At 63.1% G+C, this 20,933-nt stretch carries 20 protein-coding genes and 2 tRNA genes; 9 read left to right on the plus strand and 13 right to left on the minus strand.

The genetic code is table 11. The features are described from left to right. The first annotated feature begins 5 nt into the window (after positions 1 to 5). On the plus strand, positions 6 to 824 hold the full coding sequence (locus FQU85_RS07940) for a SprT-like domain-containing protein (protein ID WP_168219957.1): 819 nt from the start codon (positions 6 to 8) through the stop codon (positions 822 to 824). 143 nt (positions 825 to 967) lie between these two features. Here the strand turns inward: FQU85_RS07940 and FQU85_RS07945 are convergent, their stop codons facing one another. From FQU85_RS07945 to FQU85_RS07965, 5 genes are all read right to left on the minus strand, one after another. Next, positions 968 to 2,062: a DUF3644 domain-containing protein gene (locus FQU85_RS07945; RefSeq protein WP_145846659.1), complete on the minus strand. Its 1,095-nt coding sequence runs from the start codon at positions 2,060 to 2,062 to the stop codon at positions 968 to 970. A 298-nt stretch (positions 2,063 to 2,360) separates the two neighbouring features. Further along, positions 2,361 to 2,435, minus strand: a tRNA-Arg gene (locus FQU85_RS07950). 43 nt (positions 2,436 to 2,478) lie between these two features. Then, the gene (surE, locus tag FQU85_RS07955; protein WP_145846661.1) at positions 2,479 to 3,255 is read right to left on the minus strand and encodes a 5'/3'-nucleotidase SurE; all 777 of its coding nucleotides are present in this window, start codon (positions 3,253 to 3,255) and stop codon (positions 2,479 to 2,481) included. 39 nt (positions 3,256 to 3,294) lie between these two features. Beyond that, positions 3,295 to 4,683 carry a small ribosomal subunit Rsm22 family protein gene (locus tag FQU85_RS07960; protein ID WP_145846663.1) on the minus strand — a complete coding sequence of 463 codons (1,389 nt, stop codon included), beginning with the start codon at positions 4,681 to 4,683 and terminating at the stop codon, positions 3,295 to 3,297. Next, positions 4,670 to 5,392: a prephenate dehydrogenase/arogenate dehydrogenase family protein gene (locus tag FQU85_RS07965; protein WP_145846664.1), complete on the minus strand. Its 723-nt coding sequence runs from the start codon at positions 5,390 to 5,392 to the stop codon at positions 4,670 to 4,672. Before FQU85_RS07965 ends, FQU85_RS07960 begins: the two co-directional genes overlap by 14 nt. A gap of 80 nt (positions 5,393 to 5,472) precedes the next feature. Between FQU85_RS07965 and FQU85_RS07970 the strand changes: the two genes are divergently transcribed. Beyond that, on the plus strand, positions 5,473 to 6,048 hold the full coding sequence (locus FQU85_RS07970) for a HalX domain-containing protein (RefSeq protein WP_145846667.1): 576 nt from the start codon (positions 5,473 to 5,475) through the stop codon (positions 6,046 to 6,048). A 44-nt stretch (positions 6,049 to 6,092) separates the two neighbouring features. Next, entirely contained in the window at positions 6,093 to 7,022 is a 930-nt protein-coding gene (locus FQU85_RS07975; RefSeq protein WP_145846669.1) for a response regulator, read from the plus strand. Here the strand turns inward: FQU85_RS07975 and FQU85_RS07980 are convergent. Continuing rightward, on the minus strand, positions 7,019 to 8,194 hold the full coding sequence (locus tag FQU85_RS07980; RefSeq protein ID WP_145846672.1) for a Xaa-Pro peptidase family protein: 1,176 nt from the start codon (positions 8,192 to 8,194) through the stop codon (positions 7,019 to 7,021). The two genes, FQU85_RS07975 and FQU85_RS07980, sit on opposite strands and share 4 nt — an antisense overlap. 77 nt (positions 8,195 to 8,271) lie before the next feature. Between FQU85_RS07980 and aroA the strand changes: the two genes are divergently transcribed. From aroA to aroC, 3 genes are all read left to right on the plus strand, one after another. Next, positions 8,272 to 9,552: a 3-phosphoshikimate 1-carboxyvinyltransferase gene (gene aroA, locus FQU85_RS07985; protein WP_145846674.1), complete on the plus strand. Its 1,281-nt coding sequence runs from the start codon at positions 8,272 to 8,274 to the stop codon at positions 9,550 to 9,552. A 38-nt stretch (positions 9,553 to 9,590) separates the two neighbouring features. Beyond that, positions 9,591 to 10,814 carry an alkaline phosphatase family protein gene (locus tag FQU85_RS07990; protein ID WP_145846676.1) on the plus strand — a complete coding sequence of 408 codons (1,224 nt, stop codon included), beginning with the start codon at positions 9,591 to 9,593 and terminating at the stop codon, positions 10,812 to 10,814. Positions 10,815 to 10,973: 159 nt separating this feature from the next. Continuing rightward, on the plus strand, positions 10,974 to 12,176 hold the full coding sequence (aroC, locus tag FQU85_RS07995) for a chorismate synthase (RefSeq protein ID WP_145846678.1): 1,203 nt from the start codon (positions 10,974 to 10,976) through the stop codon (positions 12,174 to 12,176). On the opposite strand, the gene FQU85_RS08000 is transcribed toward aroC, so the two are convergent. After that, a complete protein-coding gene (locus FQU85_RS08000) occupies positions 12,177 to 13,631 on the minus strand; it encodes a hypothetical protein (protein WP_145846681.1) in 1,455 nt (484 codons plus the stop codon). It abuts the gene before it with no gap. 104 nt (positions 13,632 to 13,735) lie between these two features. Between FQU85_RS08000 and FQU85_RS08005 the strand changes: the two genes are divergently transcribed. Beyond that, the gene (locus tag FQU85_RS08005) at positions 13,736 to 14,365 is read left to right on the plus strand and encodes a uracil-DNA glycosylase family protein (RefSeq protein WP_145846683.1); all 630 of its coding nucleotides are present in this window, start codon (positions 13,736 to 13,738) and stop codon (positions 14,363 to 14,365) included. A gap of 367 nt (positions 14,366 to 14,732) precedes the next feature. Here FQU85_RS08005 and FQU85_RS08010 read toward each other — a convergent pair. Further along, positions 14,733 to 14,814 (minus strand) — tRNA-Ser (locus FQU85_RS08010). Positions 14,815 to 14,988: 174 nt separating this feature from the next. Here FQU85_RS08010 and FQU85_RS08015 point away from each other — a divergent pair. After that, positions 14,989 to 16,110, plus strand: a complete 1,122-nt coding sequence (locus tag FQU85_RS08015) for a site-specific integrase (protein ID WP_145846685.1) — start codon at positions 14,989 to 14,991, stop codon at positions 16,108 to 16,110. A gap of 111 nt (positions 16,111 to 16,221) precedes the next feature. Next, positions 16,222 to 16,569: a hypothetical protein gene (locus FQU85_RS08020; protein ID WP_145846687.1), complete on the plus strand. Its 348-nt coding sequence runs from the start codon at positions 16,222 to 16,224 to the stop codon at positions 16,567 to 16,569. Between the two features lie 791 nt (positions 16,570 to 17,360). Here the strand turns inward: FQU85_RS08020 and FQU85_RS08025 are convergent. From FQU85_RS08025 to FQU85_RS08035, 5 genes are all read right to left on the minus strand, one after another. Continuing rightward, the gene (locus tag FQU85_RS08025; protein ID WP_145846689.1) at positions 17,361 to 18,710 is read right to left on the minus strand and encodes a hypothetical protein; all 1,350 of its coding nucleotides are present in this window, start codon (positions 18,708 to 18,710) and stop codon (positions 17,361 to 17,363) included. Then, positions 18,707 to 18,832: a hypothetical protein gene (locus tag FQU85_RS13720; protein WP_255473786.1), complete on the minus strand. Its 126-nt coding sequence runs from the start codon at positions 18,830 to 18,832 to the stop codon at positions 18,707 to 18,709. The genes FQU85_RS08025 and FQU85_RS13720 overlap by 4 nt, the downstream gene beginning before the upstream one ends. 145 nt (positions 18,833 to 18,977) lie before the next feature. Then, positions 18,978 to 19,331: a hypothetical protein gene (locus FQU85_RS08030; RefSeq protein WP_145846691.1), complete on the minus strand. Its 354-nt coding sequence runs from the start codon at positions 19,329 to 19,331 to the stop codon at positions 18,978 to 18,980. Positions 19,332 to 19,448: 117 nt separating this feature from the next. Continuing rightward, entirely contained in the window at positions 19,449 to 19,604 is a 156-nt protein-coding gene (locus FQU85_RS13335) for a hypothetical protein (protein ID WP_168219958.1), read from the minus strand. A gap of 317 nt (positions 19,605 to 19,921) precedes the next feature. Continuing rightward, entirely contained in the window at positions 19,922 to 20,644 is a 723-nt protein-coding gene (locus FQU85_RS08035; protein ID WP_145846694.1) for a hypothetical protein, read from the minus strand. Positions 20,645 to 20,933: the final 289 nt, after the last annotated feature.

Genomic DNA, 20,933 nt, shown 5'->3' on the forward strand with positions numbered 1-20,933 from the left:
AAGAGATGACTGGGGATTCGGCAACGACAAGCTGGAAATCCGCTACAACCTCATCGAGCACTTCAATCAAAACGACTGGACAACCAGAGCCGTCGAGTGTATACGGAGAATCCGTACAAGCACAGGTTCTGACAGCTACAGAAGCAATGGAAGTCTGCAATCTATCCCCGAGTAAGCGACTTGTAGGAAGACCCATCGAAGGAGAACTCGGGGACGACAATCTAACGACCAAACAAATTCGTCGCTATGCCAATGCAGTAGTGAAGTTGGACAATTGGCCATTGGCAGACGTCGATCTCGAGAAAGTCACGTTCGAGACTCGCATACGGGCGAAGCGACGACATGGCGTGTTCGAAGGCCAAGGGGATGGATACAGTACAATCGGAATTAGCCAGCATACGATTGAGAATGGCGATTGGGAGAATGTCAAGGAAACCATCCGCCATGAGCTGGTTCATGCGTGGCAACACCAACATAAGGGGGAACGTGCTGAACTCCCGAATGGCGATGTCGTCAAAGATATCGGGGTAGGCCATACTGGTAGTTGGTACAAGTGGGAAGACCTGATGGATGTTCAGCGGCGCAATAACCATTACGATAGAGAACCTGACGACTATCGGTACATTCTAGGCTGTTCCGAGTGCGGAGATTGGATCGGTAGATTTCGATTATCCAATCTGGTGCGTGAAGTTGCACAAGGAGAGAGACGCTGCGATTCGTGCGGCGCGCTTCTATATCTCTTTGACCCCGACACCGGATTTCGAGTCCCCCATGGCGAATATAGTGACTACGCAATCCGTGACTGGCTTGACGCCACTGAGTAAGCGACAACCTCAACGATAGACCTTGTCCAGTTAGCCACGTCGTACGTCAAAAGACGAATCCTATCAACTCTCAGATTCTGTTACGGTTAGGTGGATTTCCGTAACAGACCTCGAGTAGCCGATATAGCATCGTTGTTACACGCTCAATTGTATCCGTGCGTCTCCCAAGCCGTCTGGGGATCGACTTCGCCTGACTCAATCGCTTCGATAATACGATTAATTGCCTTGTGAGAATATCGATCGGACATTCCGCTATACGGCGTATTCAACTCTCTATGATACTCCTCGTTTCCGTGAACGTCCAGCTTCCGTACGATGGCCCAGATCTTCGACCGTGTAATCTCCTTTGGACCCTCGTATTTCTCTTCAATCTTGTCTGCTAGGTCGTAGATTCCCATGCTATAGCGGTCGAAGGGGTTGACTTCTCGATACCCGATGACGTAATCATCGACTTCCTCATCGTCCGAGACGTAGTGAACGGGTTGGCCTTCCGATTGAGTGAATTTGAGTTTGATTGTGGGGCCTTGTCCCTCAACGTCGAATCTAAGATTGGACACGCCAGGGAAAATGCTATCAAAATCGTCGTCGGAGTCAATCCTATCTAAGATGGTATCCAGTTCGTCATCTGTGGGCGGATCGTCATCTCCTTCTTGAGTTCTGTTGCTTATCTCGATTGCCCTGGCCCTAGCTCTAGCGGCGTCTCGAGCTCCTTGGTCGAGTAATTCTTGGATTTTCTCTGTTTCCTCCTCGTAGATAATATCGAGGTGTTTCAATGGGGCGCCTGAAATCGGCAATACGCGGCTTGGAAGGTGGTCGTTGAGCGATTCGTTAAATTCCTCCTTCAGAAGAGAATCGATGATCGAAAGACCAGAACGAGTGTATGCGTAAAGTAGTTGTTCACCAATTACACTATTCCCGTGCATCGCTTCATTGCGATGACCGGCGATTTCTTCCAAAGTGATTTTCTCATCCTCAGATAACAGGTTCAGACCCGGGTCGTCCTGTGTACCTCCGCAGAGAACGTTAATACACTTCCCTAGCTCAATCGTATGCCCGTTGCCTTTTCGGACATCGTAATCATGTCTGAGGAGGATTGATTTCAGAAGCATTTCAATAGAATGATTTAAATGGAGAAGAACGGAAGAGAGTCTTCCAGTTTCATGTGGCCGATTAAAAAATTCGACCACCAATACCAGAGAATCCTCTGACTTTTCCTTATACATTTGAGACTCTGTCATGTCCTTTTGTGTTGTCCGCCCAATAGTAAAGGTTGGTCGTCAGCTATTGACTTACCTTGAAGGGGGTATATTGCTGCTAGTAGATCTTCATCACTAATGCTCGCAGAGGAACTGCGTATCGCGCGCGGTTGATGAACTCCCAACTATTATGTCCGTTCGCTGCTATCTAAATCTTAGCGAACCGCACGACGTCGGCGACCCCCATCACGGAACGTGATGAAATCAAATCGGCAAAACGGGGGGTGGTTTAAAAACGTCGTACTGCCGTCTGCCAAATGTTGCCCGTCACGCAGAATGATGGGCGCTGCAGGATTTGAACCCGCGGCGTCTTGGTCCGAAGCCAAGTGCTCTGTCCAAGCTGAGCTAAGCGCCCGCACGTGTAGTTGTCGGCGCTGCGTGTTTGACGGTTTCGATTTTCAGTAGGTCTGGGCGAGGGCGGTGAGGGCGTCATGGTGGTTGGTGGAGTGCGGGGCGGTAAGAGGGCTGACTGAGACGTGACCGTCGAGGACGGCGCGGCGGTCGGTGCCTTCGGGGTCGTCGACAGTGCCGTTTTCGACGCGATCCCACATGCGGTCGTGGATAGTGACGTGGGTGGCGTCTTGGCGGCGGGCGGTCATGTCGTAGGCGTCACTGGGACGGGTGATGCGCATTTCGCCGGTTTCCTGGCCGACGATTGGTGTGTTGACGTTGAGGTAGTCGGCGTGATCGAAGACGCCGGCGCCGAGCGCGTGCTGTGCGAGGTATTTGACGGCGTGGGCGGCGGTCTGGTAGTCGTCGATGGTGAGGTCGCGGGAGCCAACGTCGCCGGGTTCGAGGAGGCGGGAGACGGCGATTGCGGGGACGTCGAAGAAGGCGGCTTCGACGGCGGCGGAGACGGTGCCGGAGCGGCCGAGGACGTACATGCCGAGGTTCGCGCCGGCGTTACAGCCGGCGACGACGAGGTCGGGGGTGGGGCCGAGGGCTTCCATGCCGGCGACGACGCAGTCGGCGGGTGTTCCTTGGACAGCGTAGCCTGCGTCGCGTTCTTCGACCTGGACGTCGGTCGACATCGCGCGGCCGGTGGCGCTCTGGTCACTGGCGGGCGCGACGACGGTGACGTCCCCGACCTCGGCGAGGGCGTCGCGGACGGCGTGCAGTCCGGGGTTGTCGATGCCGTCGTCGTTCGTGAGGAGGATGTCGAGCGACTCGCTCATAGTGCTATGATTCATCGGGGGCGGGGATAAGTTCCGGCGTTAGCGCGCGCGGTCGACGACGGTGTCCTCGTCGATGACGACGTTGTACGCGGCTTCGTCGTCGTTCCAGAGGACGAGTCCTTCCTCGATGGAGAGAACGCTCCCGTAGGGTGCGCGGGCGAGCGCGGCGTTCAACGCGTCCTCGTTTACGTGGACGGCGTAGGCGTCCTGGTTTTCGCTGCCGTCGCTGATTTTGTAGACGGGATTCGCGTCTTCGTCGGCGAGGTTCGCGCTGAGTTTCGCGACGAGGAGGTTCACGCGGTTCGTGACGTGCGCGTCGGCGTCCGCGAGTTTCGCGATCCGGGATTCGTCGAGGGACACGTCGTACCGGCGTTCGCCGTCCGTCCGCAACAGCGAGTACGAGAACTTTACCGTCTCGTTCAGGAACTCGCTCGGCCGCGGCGCGTTCTCGGCGAGTCGGCGCTGGAACCCCGGTGGTTCGATGTCGGGCCGGTGGTCGAAACTCCAACCGGTATCGGTGGGGCGTTCGCCGGGCCAGAACCGGACGGTAGGGCCGTAGACGGTCGCGCCCCGGGATTCGAGTTCGCGTTCGGTCTCGCGGAGGCCGATGCTGGTGTTGCGGTCGGCGGGTGCGAGCGCGAGGACGGTTCCGTCGGGTGCGAGGGCGTCGAGGAGTTTTTCGCCGGCGGCGACGGGGTCGTCGAGCTCGGAGAGCACGCTGCACGCCATGACGAGGTCGTACTCGCCGTCGGGTCTGAACTCCTCGATGCGCTCTCGGGTGAGTTCCGTGTGGAAGTTCGAGCCGGTCTCGTCGGTGAGGGAGTGGAGCACGTCGGCGGCGTCGCTCGGTTCGACGGCGTGGTAGTCCACGAGCGCGTCGTCGGGGAGGTAGTCGTGGAGGCCGAGCGCGGGGCCGCCGACGCCCGCGCCCACGTCGAGCACGCGCAGGTCGCCCGGAATCCGGCCGTCCCGGGCGAGGTAGTCGAGCGCGTACTGGACGGCCGCGTAGTAGTCCGGGAGGTGGTAGACGCCGTAGCCGAGCGCGGCCTCGTAGTCGTACTCGACGGGATGCTGGCGGTAGTAGTCCTCTTTCAGGCGTCGAATCGTCTCCCGCAGGCGCTTCCCGGAGTCGCCCTTCTGCCAGTTCCGTCCGTACTCGTCGAACAGGAGGTCTTCGAACGCGAACGCGTACTCGTCGGGGAACGCGGTCACCGAGTCGAAGCGCGGGCGGACGGGCGAGCCGTCGGCGGGAACGAACGTGCCGTCGTCGCGCTCTACGAGGCCGAGGTCGGCGGCTTCGTCCCGGAGCGCGAGCGCGACGACGCGGTGGTCGGCCTCCACGTAGTCCGCGAGCTCCTCGGGGTCGAGCGGCCGAACGCCCCGGAGGTACTTCGCGGTGTCCCGCAACCGCTCCCTATCGACCGGCATCCTCGTACACCTCCGTGAACTCCTCGTTCACCAGTCGCTCTGCGGCGTCCCGGATGTCCTCCGCGCCGTCGAACGCGTCCTGAATGTCGCCGTAGACGCGCGGCGTCCCGCTCGTCACGCGATCCGCGAGCGAACGCAGTTCCTCGTACACCGGCGTCTCCAGCCCCTCGGGCACGTCCGCCGCGGCGAGCGCGAACGCGAGAATCGCGGCGTGCGTCCGGCCCTGTACGGTTCGCATCGCGTCGTCGTGCTCCTCGGGTTCGACGTCGACGAGCGTGTTCCCGGCGTCCTCGAGCTCGCGGAGCACGCCGTCCGTCGCGGGGCCGCCAGCGCCCGTCGACACCGCGACGTTTCCGGGCGCGCTATCCCCGGCAAAGAGCGGGTGGAGGCTCACGCGCTCCCGGGCGGGGGCGGCGCGCGCCATCGCCGCGAGCGCGTCCGTCATCTGTCCTGTCACGTCCACGACGGCCTGCTGCGCGCGCCCCGCCTGCGCCTCGATAACCTCGGCGGCGGCGTCCATCGGCACCGCGACGCAGACGAGGCCGTACCGGGTTTCGCCGTCGACGCTGGCGACGCTCCCGCGCTCCCCCAGGGCGTCCGCGGCGTCCCGGGCGGCGGACTCGTCCACGTCAGCGAACGCGACGGCGTTCGAGACGGTTCGCGCGAACCACCGACCCATCTCGCCCGCGCCGACCACGAGTACGTCCATCACCAGAGCGTACCGGACGCCCCGGCAAAAGGCGTTCGTTCGTAACAAGAGTCTTAGGGACCGCGAGGCTACTGACGGGTATGACGAACCGGCCGACCGTCCTCGTCGTGGAGGACGAACACGACCTCGCGGCTCTCTACCAGTCGTGGTTGTCGGCCGACTACGACGTCCGCGTCGCCAACACGGGCGCGGACGCGCTCGCCGCAGTCGACGCCACGGTGGACGTGGCGCTCGTCGATCGTCGACTCCCGGAGACGGACGGCGACGAACTCCTCTGTGCGCTCCACGACACTAATCCGGGCCTCCGGGTCGCGCTCGTCTCGGGCATCGAACCCGACTTCGACATCATCAGCCTCGGGTTCGACGCGTACGTCGTCAAACCCGTCTCCCGCACGGAACTCCACGACGTGGTGCGCCGATTGCTCACGCGCGCCGTGTACAGCGGCGAGATTCGAGAGTTCTTCGCGCTCGCGTCGAAACGCGCCGCGCTCGAAGCCGAGAAGTCCGATGAGGAACTCGCGGAGAGCGCCGCCTACGACGACCTCGTCGACCGCATCGGGGCGCGGCGGGCCGAACTGGACGACTTGCTCTCTCGGTTCACGACCGAGGACTTCGTCGCGGAGTTCCGCGAACTCAACGACGAGGTTCAGGAGTAGGCCGCCAACGGCTATTTACCCGTCAGTTCCCTTATCCCACCCGTATGGATGGGAGTGCGCGCGTGCGCTACATCGGCGCTGGCGGCGGCGTTCGGGAGCGCGCCGACCGTACCGCCAGCCAGCGGGACACGCTTTCCGTTCGCGTCGCCGACACCGAGGCAGACGTGTTCGACGCGCTCGCGGAGGGGCGCGTGGATTGCGTGGTGAGCGAACACGACCCCGGCACGCTGGATGGCATCGACTTGCTCTCTCGGGTTCGGGACGTCGACCCCGCGGTGCCGTTCGTGTTGTTCACCGCGAACGGGAGCGAGTCCGTGGCGGGCGCCGCCGTCGACGCCGGCGTGACGAACTACGTTCCACGCGCGGGAGACTCTCCGTACGCGGATCTCGCGGACGCCTGTCAGTCGGCCGTCGACCAGTACCTCGCGGAGCGCGACGTGGCGATGCTGAACGACCTCGCGCGGAACGTCTACGAGCGCATCACGGACGCGTTCTTCGCGGTGGATCGCGACTGGAACTTCACGTACGTGAACGACGAGGCGGAGGAGTTACTGGACGTGCGCGCAGAGGACGTCATCGAGGAGAACATCTGGGACGAGTTCGAGGAAGCGGTCGGATCGACGTTCTACACGGAGTTCCACCGCGCTATCGCGACCCAGGAGGCCGTGACGTTCACGGAGCGCTACGACCCGCTGGGCGAGCACTTCCAGGTTCGGGCGTTCCCGTCCGAGAACGGCCTCTCCGTGCACTTCCACGCTATCGACCCGGAGAGCGACTCGGCGGACGGCGCGCACCTCATCGAACTCACGAACGTCCTCGCCTACGACCTCCTCGACTCCATCGAGCGCGCGCAGGCCTCGCTGAACGACGTGCGGGAGGGCGACCGCGAGGCGATAGACGACGTGGCGGCGGCGCTCGACCGGATGGACGACCTCGTAACCCACTCCATCACGCTCGCCGCGAACCCGGACTAGAGTTCGAAATCGAGCGGGTAGTCGGTGAAGTTCTCGTAGCCGTTCTCGGTGACGACGACGATGTCCTCCAGACGGACGCCGCCGACGTCAGGGTCGTAGAGGCCGGGTTCGATAGTGACGACGTGCCCGGGTTCGAGTTCGTCCGTCGCGTTCGTCGAAATCGATGGCGCTTCGTGGACGTCCAGACCGACGCCGTGGCCGGTGCTGTGGATGTAGCCAGTCTCCGTGCTCGGGTCGCTCCGGAGCGTGGGGTAGCCGGCGTCCTCGTACACGTCGCAGACGGCGTGGTGGACGTCCTCGCCGGTCGCGCCGGGTTCGAGCGCGTCGAACGCCGCATCCAGGGCCTCCCGCGTGAGGTCGTAAAACTCGCGCGCGTCATCGCTCGCATCGCCCTTCACGAACGTCCGCGTCATGTCCGCGTGGTACTTCGTCTCCTTGTCTCGGGGGAAGATGTCGATGATGATGGTCTCGTCCGCGTTGAGCGGGCCGCTCCCGCGATCGTGGGGGACTGACGCTGACTCGCCGCAGGCGACGATGGTCTCGTCGAGCGAACAGCCGTGCCGGAGGAGCGTCACCTCTATTTCCTCCTTCACGCGCTCGGACGTGAGTGGGTCGCCCTCGTAGTGGAGCACGCCGTCCCGCACGGTCGCGGCATCGAGGAGCGTCTCAGCGGCCCGCATCGCCGCTTCGTTCGCCGCCTGCGCGGCCTTCACGTGCTCGACTTCCTCTGCGGTCTTCGTCGCGCGAATCGCCCTCACCGTCTCGCCGTCGTCTACGTCCACCGCGATGTCGTTCTCGCGGAGACCGTCGGCGGTGGCGAGCGGAAAGCGCTCGTTCACCAGGACGGATTCGACGCCGAACTCGGCGAGGAACTCGGCGTAGAGGAGGTCGCGCGCGGTCGACGTGTCGTTGTTCGCGCGCTTCTCCTGGTAGTCGTAGTCCGCGTACCGCCGCACGGTGTCCGCGCGCGACTCCTGTTTCGCTCGCGTGAATTCCAGGCCGGAGACGAGGAGAACGGTCTCCTCGGGCGTGTAGAGGCTGACGAAGGGGTCGCTCGCGTCGAACCCCGAGAGGTAGAGCTGGTCGGAGGTCGAGGCGTCCGCGTCGAGCAGGTAGCCGTCCGCGCCCGCCGCGTCGAGCGCGTCGTCGAGCGCGCCGAAATCGGGTTCCATACTCGTGGCGTCCGCTGGCGCGAGTAAAACCCTACCGCCTCCGGAACGCCTACGTGCCGGCCGGTCGACTCCCCGCCATGGACGTCACGGTCACGACCTCACGCGTTCGCGGGGACGCGGACGCGCCGCCGTCGAAGAGCTACACGCACCGCGCGATTCTTGCCGCCGGATACAGCGACGGCGCGCGCGTCCGCAACCCCCTCGACAGCGCGGACACGAAAGCGACGATGGACGCGGTCGACGCGTTCGGCGGCAACGTCGCGAAGGCAGCGCAGACGCTCGAAGTCGAGGGGTTCGCCGGCCGCCCCGACGTGCCGACGGACGTCCTCGACTGCGCGAACAGCGGGACGACGATGCGCCTCGTCACCGCCGCCGCGGCGCTCGCGGACGGCGTCACCGTCCTCACCGGCGACGACTCGCTCCGGTCGCGCCCCCAGGGCCCGCTGCTGGACGCGCTCGAATCGCTCGGCGCTCGCGCGCAGAGCACGCGCGGGAACGGCCAAGCCCCCCTCGTCGTCGAAGGCCCGATCGAGGGCGGCCGCGTCGAGGTTCCGGGCGACGTGTCGAGTCAGTTCATCACCGCGCTATTGATGGCGGGCGCGGTCACCGACGAGGGCGTCGAAATCGACCTCACGACCGAACTGAAGTCCGAACCGTACGTCGACCTCACGCTCGACGTGCTCGACGACTTCGGCGTCGAGGCGACGCGGACCGACGACGGCTACCGCGTCCCCGGCGGCCAGACCTACCGCACCGAGGAGTACCAGGTGCCCGGCGACTTCTCCTCGGCGTCCTACCTGGTCGGCGCGGGCGCGCTCGCCGGCGACGAGAGTGTTCGAGTGCACAACGTCTACCCGAGCGAGCAGGGCGACAGCGCCATCCTCGACATCGTCGAGCGGATGGGCGCGCGCGTCGACTGGAACCGCGACGAGGGAACCGTCGAGGTCGAGCAAGCGTCGCTCTCCGGCGTCGAGGTCGACGTCGGTGACACGCCCGACCTCCTCCCGACGATTGCGGCGCTCGGCGCGGCCGCGGACGGCACCACGCGCATCACGAACTGCGAGCACGTCCGGTTCAAGGAGACGGATCGAGTGGACGCGATGGCGACCGAACTCGCCGCGCTCGGCGCGCGCGTCACGGAGGAGCGCGACACGCTCACCGTCCACGGCGGCCAGAGCGACCTCTCGGGGGCGACGCTCTCCGGACACGGCGACCACCGCGTCGTGATGGCGCTCGCGCTCGCCGGCCTCGTGGCTGACGGCGACACCACCATTACCGGCGCACACCACGTGGACGTGTCCTTTCCGGGATTCTTCGACACGCTCTACGACCTCGGCGCGAGCGTCGCACTCGACTGAACCCCCACGCTTCTTACCGCACGGGTTCTTCCACCGGTATGCTCCGTTCCAGCCTCGCCGAGACGCTCGCCCGCGACGAACTCGAACCCGGGTTCGTTCGGCCCGCCTACGACGACTACTGCTTCGCGCACGTCTCCGGCACCGCCGCCGACGTGCTCGGTGAAGACGTTGGCCCCGCGCTCCCCGAGGACGCCCTCCAGAACGTCGACGCGGACGCCTCCACCGTCGTCGTCCTGCTCGTGGACGCGCTCGGGTTCGAGCACGCCAGCCGGCTCGCGGACTCGAACGGCCTCATGGGTGGGTTCGTCGAGCACGGCGCGGTGACGCCGCTCACCTCGACGTACCCCTCGGAGACGGCGGCGTGCGTCACGACGATGCAGACGGCGCGCTATCCCGTCGAGCACGGCCTGCTCGGGTGGAACGCGTACGACCCGGACGCGGACGCCGTGTACGAGTCTCTCCCGATGCTCGCGAAGGACGGTGGCGAACTCTCGCTCACCGCCCGCGAGCGCTTCGACGGCGACACAGTCTTCGACCGACTCGACGCGGCGGGCGTGGACTGCCACACCGTGCAGGAGCACGAGACGCCGACGGACGCCGCGACCGATCACCACTGCGAGACCGTCGGCGAGTTCGCCGCGACGCTCGCCGAAGTCGTCGACGAGGCCGCGGACGAGGAGCGCTCGTACGTCTACGCCTACTACTCCGGCGTGGACGCAACCGGCCACCACGTCGGCCCCGGCCATCCCGCGTACGAACTGGAGGGGCACGCGGTGCTGTCCGCCGTCGAGCGCGCGCTCGGCGACGTGTCCGCTGCCGCGAAGGACGAGACGCTGCTGACGCTCACGGCCGACCACGGACAGGTGGACACGACGGGCGAGAAGCGCACGCTCGACGCGCTCGACGGCGTGCTGGACGAACTCCAGCACGACCGCTCGGGAACGCCGCTCGTGCTCGGCGGCCCGCGGAACGTCCACCTGCACGTGGACGGCGACCGCTCGCGGGTGCGGGCGGCGCTCGACGGCGAGGACGCGCTCGTGTTCACCCGGGAGGAGGCGCTTGAGGGCGATCTCTGGGGGCCGGGCGAGCCGGGGCCCGCGTTCGAGCGGAACTGCGGCGACCTCGTCGTCGTCCCCCGGGAGGGGATGCTGTGGTACGCCGCGGAGGAACACCAGCTCGAGCTGGTGGGGATGCACGGCGGACTCGATCCCCGGGAGATGCTGGTGCCGTTCGCGGCCGCGGGGCTCGCGGACATCTGCTAGCACGGGACTCTCGGCGGGGCGCGTCGGTCGAGTCCCGGGGTTTCGCGGGGCCGACGCGCGCGACGGCTACGTCACGCCCGGTCTGGGCGCGTCCTCGTATTTGAATAGTCGGTTGCGTGGAGTACAAACCCTAAATGCGCCCGCAACAGAGAGAGTGGTATGAACGGAAATCGGTTCGGGCGGCTGTTCCAGGTGACGACGTACGGGGAGAGCCACGGCCCCGGCATGGGCGTCACCGTCTCCGGCTGTCCCGCGGGTCTCGAACTCTCGGAGGAAGACGTGCAGCGCGAACTCGACCGCCGCAAGCCCGGCCAGTCGATGATAACGACCTCTCGCGGCGAACCCGACGAGGTTTCGATTCAGTCGGGTCTGCAGGACGGCTACACGACCGGAACGCCCATCGGGATGACTATCGAGAACAAGGACGCGCGCTCCGGGAAGTACGAGCCGTTCATCACCGCCCCGCGTCCCTCGCACGGCGACTTCACGTACTCGGCGAAGTTCGGGACGCGGAACTGGGGCGGCGGCGGCCGGTCGTCCGCGCGTGAGACCGTGAACTGGGTCGCTGCGGGCGCTATCGCGGACAAAATCCTGGAATCCGAGGGCATCCAGGTGAAGGCGCACGTGAACCAAATTGGGGACATCGAGGCGCCCGAGGTGTCCTTCGAGGAGCTGCTCGAACACACTGAGGAGAACGACGTGCGGTGTGCGCACCCCGAGACCGCCGAGCGGATGCAGGAGCGCATCGAGGAGTACCAGGAGGAAGGTGACTCCATCGGCGGCTCCATCTACTTCGAGGTGCAGGGCGTGCCGCGCGGACTGGGCGCGCCGCGGTTCGATTCGGTGAGCGCACGCCTGGGGCAGGCGCTGATGGCGGTGCCGGCGGCGACGGCGTTCGAGTTCGGACTCGGACGGGACGCCCGCGAGTACACCGGCTCGGAGCGCAACGACGAGTGGGAGTTCGGCGAGCTGGAGTCGCGTAGCGACGCCGAACGAGCGAGCGGTGACGAACCGCGGGCAAGCGGCGACCCTGTTCCCGTGGAGAACGACCACGGCGGCATCCAGGGCGGTATCACGACGGGCGAACCGATTTACGGCGAACTGACGCTGCACGCGCCCACGTCGATTCCGAAACCCCAGGAGACCGTGGACTGGGAGACGGGCGAGGAGAAGACGGAGCAGGTCATCGGCCGCCACGACCCCGTCCTCCCGCCGCGCGGCGTGCCCGTCGTGGAGTCGATGCTCTCGCTCACCATCGTGGACTTCATGCTGCTTTCGGGCCGCATCAACCCCGACCGGCTCGACGGCCGGCCCGGCGAGTACGACACGGGCTACCATCCGAGCAGTCCGCGAAACGAGTAGTCAGGCGCGTCGCGCGACGAACGCCTCGCCGTCGAACCGGAACGTCCGCGCGCCCGCGTCGTAGCCGACGATGCCGTCGACGGTGCCGTCGTCGGTGTGAAGCTCGACCCGGACGACGCCGGACTCGAAGAACGGAAGCGTGTTGCGCAGGCCGCGGTTCCGCCGCCGCATCACTTGCTCCGGGATGAGTCGCGTGTCAGCGGTCTCGGCTCGTTCGACGACGAGCGTCGCATCCCCGCCCGTATCGGCGTCACGGCCCGGGCCAGTGACGGTGACGACGCCGTCGGATCGGGACGTGGTGACGCCGTCCGTCGGCGTCACGGAGACTGCGGGCGCGTCGAAGTCGAACAGCGCGGCGTGCGTCGGGCCGTCCTCGCTCGACATGCTCACGTGGAAGGCGTAGCGGCCGCCGCCGAGGTAGCCGAGCGCGATGGCGTCCTCGCACTCGACGCTCGGGCTGTTGAACGCGTGCAGCGTCCACGTGTGCGTGTCGCCCGGCGCGAGCGGCGTCAGCGGAACCGGAATCGCCCACGGAGCGATGTGATACCACTCGCCGTCGACCTGTTTGTAGAGCGCCCAGTCGTAGAAGTTTCCGGAGAGCGGCTCCGTCAGGTGGTTGTAGAGCGTGAACGACACCGGGGCGGGCGCGTCCACCTGCTCCGTGTTCGGCTGAAGGAAGGTCGGGGTCTTGGGCGTCGCCCCGTGATACCACTGGGGGGATTGCTTCTCGAACGCGGGCGGCGTCGCGTTCTCGAAGCGCGAGCGTTCCGCCGGGCCGGGCTTCGATGTCTGCCAGACGGAGAGCGTCAGCGGGTCGTCCGCGTACCCGAACGCGTACCGTCCGGTCGGTATCGACCCCGGTTCTCGCGGCACGACCGCGAACTCCCCGACGAGCGTGTCGCCGGCCGCGAGGTCGACGGCTTCCGGCTGCCAGCGGTCGGGCGCGGCGTCGAGATACCAGCCGCCCGATTGGGCGCGCGCGACCCCCGGGGCAGTCGTCGCGAACCCGTGGTCTTCGGTCGGCGCGAGGTAGAGCGTGTGGTCGTAGTCGCGGCCCGGAGACGCGTGCGGCGTCGCGCCGAACGGCGGTACGTCGCCGAGGCGGAGCGTGCTCTCGTACTCGGTGTCGTTCCTCAGCGTCGCCGTCACCCGCGCCGGATGGTCGGCGGTCGCGGTCGCGGACAGCCACGCCCGCATCACCACACCGCTCGACAGGCGTCGCCGCCCGCCGAGCAGGCTCACCGTCCGGTCTCGGGTCTCGAACACCGCCGTCGTCGCGTCAGCGAGCCCCGTCTCCGGGGGCGTCGGCGCATCGTTCGCGGTGGACGTGGTCGTTCGCGTCGAGTCGTCCCCGTGGGTCGTCGTCCCGTTTGCCCCGTCTGTTCGCCCGTTACAGCCCGCGATCGCCGCCACGCCCCCCGCGGCGAGCGACGACAGGAGAGCACGTCGCTTCATATCACGCTCGTCGCCCACCAGGGGGAAGCGCCTTGTGGAGGCGAAAACGCCTGTTTCAGTCTGCGGCGATGCACCTAACCCGCTCGCCGCCCACGAACCGGATGATGGACGCCCGGCAGGAGACCCAGCGCAACCCGTACGGGATGGACGAGGAGTGCACGAACTGCGCGCGCGCCGACGGCCGCGACCGCGTCGTGCACGGCTACGGGGACGTGAGCGCGGACTTCGTCTTCGTCGGGCACAGTCCGAGCGAGGCCGCCGAAGCCGCCGGCGTCCCCTTCGTCGGGGACGATGCCGGCGAGCGCTTCCAGGACGTCCTCGGGAACCTCGGCCTGAACAACAGCCTCCCAACCAGCACCGAACCGGAGCTCGACAACGCCTACCTCTGCTATCTCGCCCGGTGTCGTCACTCCGACCACCCACCGACCGACGGCGAACTCCACGCCTGCGAACCCTTCCTCACCGCCGACGTCCGCATGATAAACCCCGAACTCATCGTCCCCGTCGGCGAACGCGCGCTCGACGAAATCGCCCGCGAATACACCACTACGCCCGCCGGCGAGCTCGGCATTGACGACCACCACGCCACCAGCGTCCGCGGCCGCGGGTTCGAACTCCTCCCCATGAAACACCCCGGTCGCATGACCGACGCCGAGAAAGAACAGTTCATCACCTACTTCCTCGACCTCCTCCAGACGGACTACCGCCAAACCAAGGGCCGACGCGGCCGATAACGTCGGAATCTGCGTTAGTCACGATCCGCTACCGCGCGGGTCGAGCGCCGACTACCGCGGCGCTTCGCGCCGCGACTGGAGGTGCGGCGGCTTTCTATCGTCAGAACCACAGCGTTCTGGCTGCACAGCGAGACCAGCTGGTTCTCGCGACTGGTGGAGGTTTTTGCCAGCGAAATCGCTTCACGATTCCGCGTGGTCCGAAAGACGGTTCGCGTCTTTCGACATCCCGCGAGACGCAGCACGTCTCGCTTACGACGGCAAAAAAGTCCAGCGGTGCGGCTGGGACTCGAACTCGGACGAGACGCCCGCTCACTGCGTTCGCCTGACTGGCTCGAAACCCAGTCTCCGTCGCTGTTCGCGAAGAATGCGGTGAGGCTGGGATTCGAACCCAGGAGGCTTGCGCCACCGGTTTTCAAGACCGGCGCAATAGGCCGCTCTGCCACCTCACCATACGAGTGTCGTCCGATTCGACGGCGTTCGACACGCACGCCAACCGTGACGGGCGTTCTGGGGCGACGTAGACCGCTTGCATCAGTCAACCACGATGCAAATGGCACTCGACCATACGAGTCAACGTGAACGGTCGTGCATCGCCTATCAACCACTCGAACACCATCACCAATATGTCTGACGAACCCACCGACACGGACGTCGAAATCCTCGAGGGTGCATCAGTCGTCCCCAGACCCACGCAGGAACATCTCTCCGACCAGCAGTACGTCGACTATCGCGGCCATCGACGCGAGTTCATCCGCTGGCTCGCAAACCTCGGCAAAGACGAAGCCCGAGCAGAAGGGTACTCCGAAGACGTCGTCAAACGCCGTGCAGGTGACTGTGACCGCTTCTACCGATGGGCATGGGAGAACGAAACCGATGGCTATACGACGAACGTGACGACCGACCATGCCGACGCCTACTGTCGAGAACTGGCGATGAGCGACCGCAGTTCGTCGGACAAAAACAACATCCAGTTATCTCTGAAGTCGTTGTTCGACTGGCAGGATGTCGACTGGACGCCCGATATTTCCTTCCACGGCGACGACGGCACCTCCCAACCCCGCGACTACCTGACGCGAGCGGAACGTCAGCAAGTCCGTGAAGCCGTCCTCGAATGGGATTCAACCCCCGCGTATGCAGCGATGTCCCCACAGCAGCGACACCGCTGGAAGGGGTATATTGCTACCCGTCTCGGGAAGTCGACTGGCGACGTCTCGCCCGAGGATTTCGACGCCGTCAACGGCTTCAAGTACACCTCTCTGTTGTGGACGACGCTCGACGCGGGCCTGCGGCCTGTTGAAGTGAAACGGGCGAAGACCTACTGGGTCGATCTCGACAACGCCGTCCTTCGGATTCCACGGGAGGAATCGTCGAAGAACGACGGCAACTGGGTTGTGAGTCTCCGCGAACGGACGGCGGAGATGCTCGACCACTGGCTCGATGAACGGGAACTGTATCCGAAATACGACGACAGTGACCGTCTCTGGCTGACGGAGAACAGCAATCCGTACACGCCGTCGTCACTCCGCTATGTGATGAACAAGGTCGTCGATCTGGCGGACATCGACGAGCGGGGACGGAGTTTGTCGTGGTATGCGATTCGTCATTCGGTGGGGACGTATCTTGCTCGTGAAGAAGGGTTGGCGGCAGCCCAGAGTCAACTCCGACATACGTCGATTGACACGACCGCAAAGTACGACCAGGCCCCTATCGAAGACCGACGGGACGCCCTCGACGACATGGGTTAACACGGTCGACGCCGTCCACGACCGTCTATATTTCTTCGAGACGGATAGCCGACGTCCACCCCGCTTATCAGTCGAAAACCTGATATGTTATGCGTATGTAACAGGCATTGTATGTCGTCTGCTCTCGATCTCCTTCACGACCGTCGTCCCTTCACGAAAGACGAACTCCATCGCAAGTCGACTGTCGACGCTCTCTACCGCGCCCCTGTTGAATGTAATGCCAGCCAAACCCTGTATAATATTCATCGGATCGCCCAACAGTGTACGCATCGAAATATCAAGCACGGAGAGATAGCTGCCGCCCTCGATTACCACGGTATCGAAGACATCCACGAATCAGAACAAAGCCAAGCCTTCCGTAACGAACTCCATCGTCGTGACGACGATGCAGAGCCCGATACGGGTCGGGTCGTCACCGACGAAGAAGAAACGGACATGAATCCCGAAACTTGGGTTTGATGCTACCGTCGTATAATTGATATACCCGTGGCTCTCTAACCGCTAATTCGGTGTAATGCGTCCGAGGGGTCGCATCGTCGTCTTCGTAACCGCTCCTCTCCGCACCGCCCGTCGGGTTACGAAGCCTCCTCCGCGACCACCTCGGCCACGTTCCGCCGAAGGCGGGAATGGGGATGGAATGGATTCTTTCTCTCCCCTTCTTCGATGTACGTCCCATCACACTCCGTTTCCCTGAAGCGGACTTCCGTCGCTACGTACGTCCCGCCGTCGGTGGGGAAGTCCTTCCTGGCATCCCTCTCGTCCGCGGTGATTCAATGTGAGGACAAACAACTCCCTTTAATGGATACGGGGATGGATACCTCCCATCCGCCTTCCGCCTTCCGCCTGTCCACGGAACGCCGGGTTACTTCCCGACGTATGGGTTCACTCCCAGTGTCAAGGCCGACCAAACTTAAGCGCGGTTCACTGGTATCACAGCCAGTGACGCACCACGCGATATAATCACCGCGTGGCCCACCATCGGCCCCTGCACCGTGAGATTCGACAGCGGCGGGCTTCCGTTCTGGATAGGGGTACGTCCTTCAGGCTGAAAAAACCATTGATTCGTAACGTCGGTGTACGTTCTATGTAGCAGTCAAGTAGATTCTGTAGTGGTTATCAGGGCCTTCTCAAAATCTTTTGAGCGGCGATTGACGCCGTGTCAATAGCAAGACGATGGAAACCATATCCATCATCATTCTGTCGCCATTTACCCTGCGTATGGCGTTCTTCGTCATCGTATCACAGACCCATCAATTCAGATTATCGAGGCTGCTACCATCATCGCCGACATCCGACTGGCCGCTTGTCATCCCCGTCTGACTGTCGACGATTTCGATGTCATCCGTATCCACGAACATCGACACACGGAGTTTCGTATGCGGCACCATATCCGTGCCAGACTGATGTTGGAGGCTTTCGATCTCGTAGGAGAGTGTCGGTGGCTCCTCGTACGTTTCGTCGTGAACGGTTGGTTTTGCCCGTAGTTCGCCGAATGGGTACAGCGACGGTTCCAGGCTGGTTGCTATCATCCCGCCCCCTGCTTCGTCCAACCGCGATTTCAGCATCGTTTTCACGGTGTTACGGGCTTCACCGAGGTTCGATGCCGCGATGTCCACTGACGTCGTGACAGGCCCGCCGAGACGGTCTTCCAGTGGTTCGTATTTCGCTGTTGCGACAGGATACTGGCTTGTCGACACAGGCACCTCGAAATCAGTCATCGGCACGTCCGTGCCAGTCCGCCCCACCCCGTGTAGACGAGTGAAGGGACGCATCTGCCAGAGGGCGTTATTTTGGAGGACGTCGATGCTGCCGCCGAGAGCCGTCTGCCTGAAAGTGGGCTGTGGGAAGTTGTCAGCGACCACCAACACCAGACCGCCATCGGATTTTGGTTCGAACCAGAGGCGGAGGTTGGTATGGTAGCGGAACCAGTCGAGGACGTCCGCGAGCGTGTCGCGGTTTGCCGTGAAGCGTTTCCCTGTGACGAAGTTAATTCCGCCACCGCCGCCAAGGATGTACAAGAAGTCGTCGATGGAATAACTGACGTCGTCGAAGTAAATCGGAGCGTACGAGTGTACGGTGTCGGCGGTGGCGACCGAGACGTCGTCAAAGACGGGCTGGCCGTCCTCCAAGGTATCGACGATATACGTCAGGACGTCAACAGCGGATGCCGTCCCTCCGAACTTCTTCGACGCGGGAATCTCACTCAGGAAGTCCGCAACCGACCCGACCTGTAACTGGAGTTTGTTCGGTTCGCCCGTCCCGCCGATACCCTTCACGTAGCCACGGTGGGCGGTCGTGAAGGTGCCGTCGTTGTCGTGGCGGTACTGGACGTCGACAGGCGTTCCAAGTAATCCCTCTGAGTTGGGTGTGAAGCCGATAACTTGGTTCCAGTTATGGCCGAGCCCCGTGGCGATATACTGGACTGTTGTGAGGCGATTCACGTCCATCACGCCTTGTTTGCGAACGTGGGTTGTGACGCCGTTGTCGACGACAGGCAGTCGTTCGTCGCCGACGATTATCCGCTCCGCTGTCGGTGATTCAGGTTCGTAGACGTAGTCGTCGTCGGTTCCGCCACCTGTCGTCGTGTCAGCGGCGCTCATTTGCCAGCACCCCCGTCGTCGGTTTGGACGTCGATTTTCTCGTTAGCGGTCGTCACGAGGTGCGTGCGGTCGTCGTTCGAGTCGATACTCGGGTCGTAGTCGTCGAAATGAGAATCTTCCATAGAAACGATAGAACAGTGGCGGGCGTCGGTTCAGGGGTTACGCCAGCAGAAGTTTCCTATCGTCATTGCACTCGTCGTCGTCCGAAAACGGGTTCTCGAAGTCAGTCTTGGAGGGGTCGTCGTCGGTCATAGTCGAATCGGCGAGTTAGCCGTTTGTGGTGTCGTCGCGGAGGATGGGATACCCGTCGACGGTCGTGCGGTCGCCGTCGTCGTGGAGACGGGCGTGTTCCCGTGGGGTGAGGGCGTCGAGCCAGCGAGGCGCATCCGCGTACTTGTCGAGTTCGTGATGGGTTTGGTGGTTGTCGTCGAATAGGTCGTCGCCGATCTCCGCGTACAGTGTGAGGCGATGGACGTGGGCGATGTCGGTGCCGTCGCTGACGTACGCGTAGCCGTCGCGGTCACGCCAGTACGATACCGATGTCGACGCCGTCTCGGCAGATGTTTCAAAATCGTTATCCGTCTCAAGTCCGTTAGATGAGATGGATTCGGCAGAACTCATTTTTCGCAGTGAGGGGCCGGTCGAACGTCGAGACTACCGTGAATACGCCGTCAGTAGATAGTCGAGCGGCAGTGTGCCGACGACGGAGGGATGGGTGTCGTGGAGTGGTGTCGGCTGTTATGCCGTCTCTGCGTTGTTAGAGACGTGGTCGTCGCACAGGCGGTCGATGACGACGCCGTACGGTACTTCGTCCGTGCCGAACATCCGTTCACGGACGTCGTCGAGTCGTTCCTTCTCCGTATCGTGGAGTGAAATGGTGGTGTCTCGAATCATGGGTGCTGGCAGCGAAGGGGTGAGAGGCGGACGCCCACTGAAGGACGGATGACCGTCCGCCTCTATGGCCCCCATATTAATGTTATACTCAGGTTGAGGATTCTGGCAGTAGCGGCCGTGACGCGGAGACAGGTATAAAGACACGACCGTCGTGGAACCCGTACGATACGAACCCGCTATTAATTAACATCAGTTATCACGCGCGCCCGACGTATGGCCGATGATAATGGGGTTGTGAAGTGGGTCGGTTTCGGCGTGCAGGCGGCGTCTCTGAAGGGGGTGGTTTCCCGTTGCGAACCACGTCGATGTAACCTGTCTTAGGTCGTGGTTGGCCTGCGATACAGATAGACCGAGATCGGTGTGCCGACGAGAACGAAGAACAGCAATATCGTGACGAAACTGCCTAATTCGGATGCTGAATTGATGAACGCTGTTACGAACAGGCCGACGACAGCAACGACGAGATATGTGGCCAGTGACCGAATTTCGGGGTTGTGTCGATGATACCAGACCGCGCCGCCTGTAATCACGCCAGCAAGAATCCCCAGTATTCCACCACTGCTACCTATCCAGGTTCCGAAAACCAGCATGGTTGATGTTATGGCTGCCATGCCGAGGTATCCGCCGACGACAATCGAGACGGGGTAGCCGAGTGTGGCGAGAATCGGGTGTGACGTCGTCGATGTTTCGTCGAGGTCGAATGAGTCGGAGTCGCGTTCTTCGAATGACCGTCCGCGGACGTCTTCTAATTCGGTGAGGAAGGCTCGTTTGTATTTCTGTGGATTCGCGCCGATGTTCAGCCAGACGGATTTTTCCGCCCAGACGTCTATCGGCGTCTGTCCATCGTCCGTCGAGTCGGAGAAGTCGATGTAGATGTTTTCACCGTAACTCCAGAGGACGCGGGGGAAACTGATGCCTGTTTTCCCGACTATCTGACGGCTGCCTTCGTCGATCTCCGATATGCCGTCTGTTCGTTCGAGCGCGGTTTTCACGACGTCTTTGGCGTCGTCGAGTGGGTAGTCCAGAGAGAGTTCGGTCATAGACGGACGAAGATAATGACAACGGATAGATGTTATCCATGGAGGTCGGTTAGCGAGAGGAAACCGCCCGAATTACTGGGTATCTCGATTGAAAACTGATTCAGATTTCGAACGGTGGTTCGGCATCGACCGTCAGACAAAATCGACGGGTGGGGTCGAAACCCGTCGTCCCATCAGAGCGGCGTCAATGTTCGATAGTTTCCGCGTGGAGGATGACCTCGGGGGGTTGGCATTTAGAGAAGACGGGCAACCTAACTTTGTCGGAGGGGGTCTAAACAGTGGGTTTTCG

This window comes from Salarchaeum sp. JOR-1 (assembly GCF_007833275.1).
In the GTDB taxonomy this organism is placed as follows: Archaea; Halobacteriota; Halobacteria; order Halobacteriales; family Halobacteriaceae; genus Salarchaeum.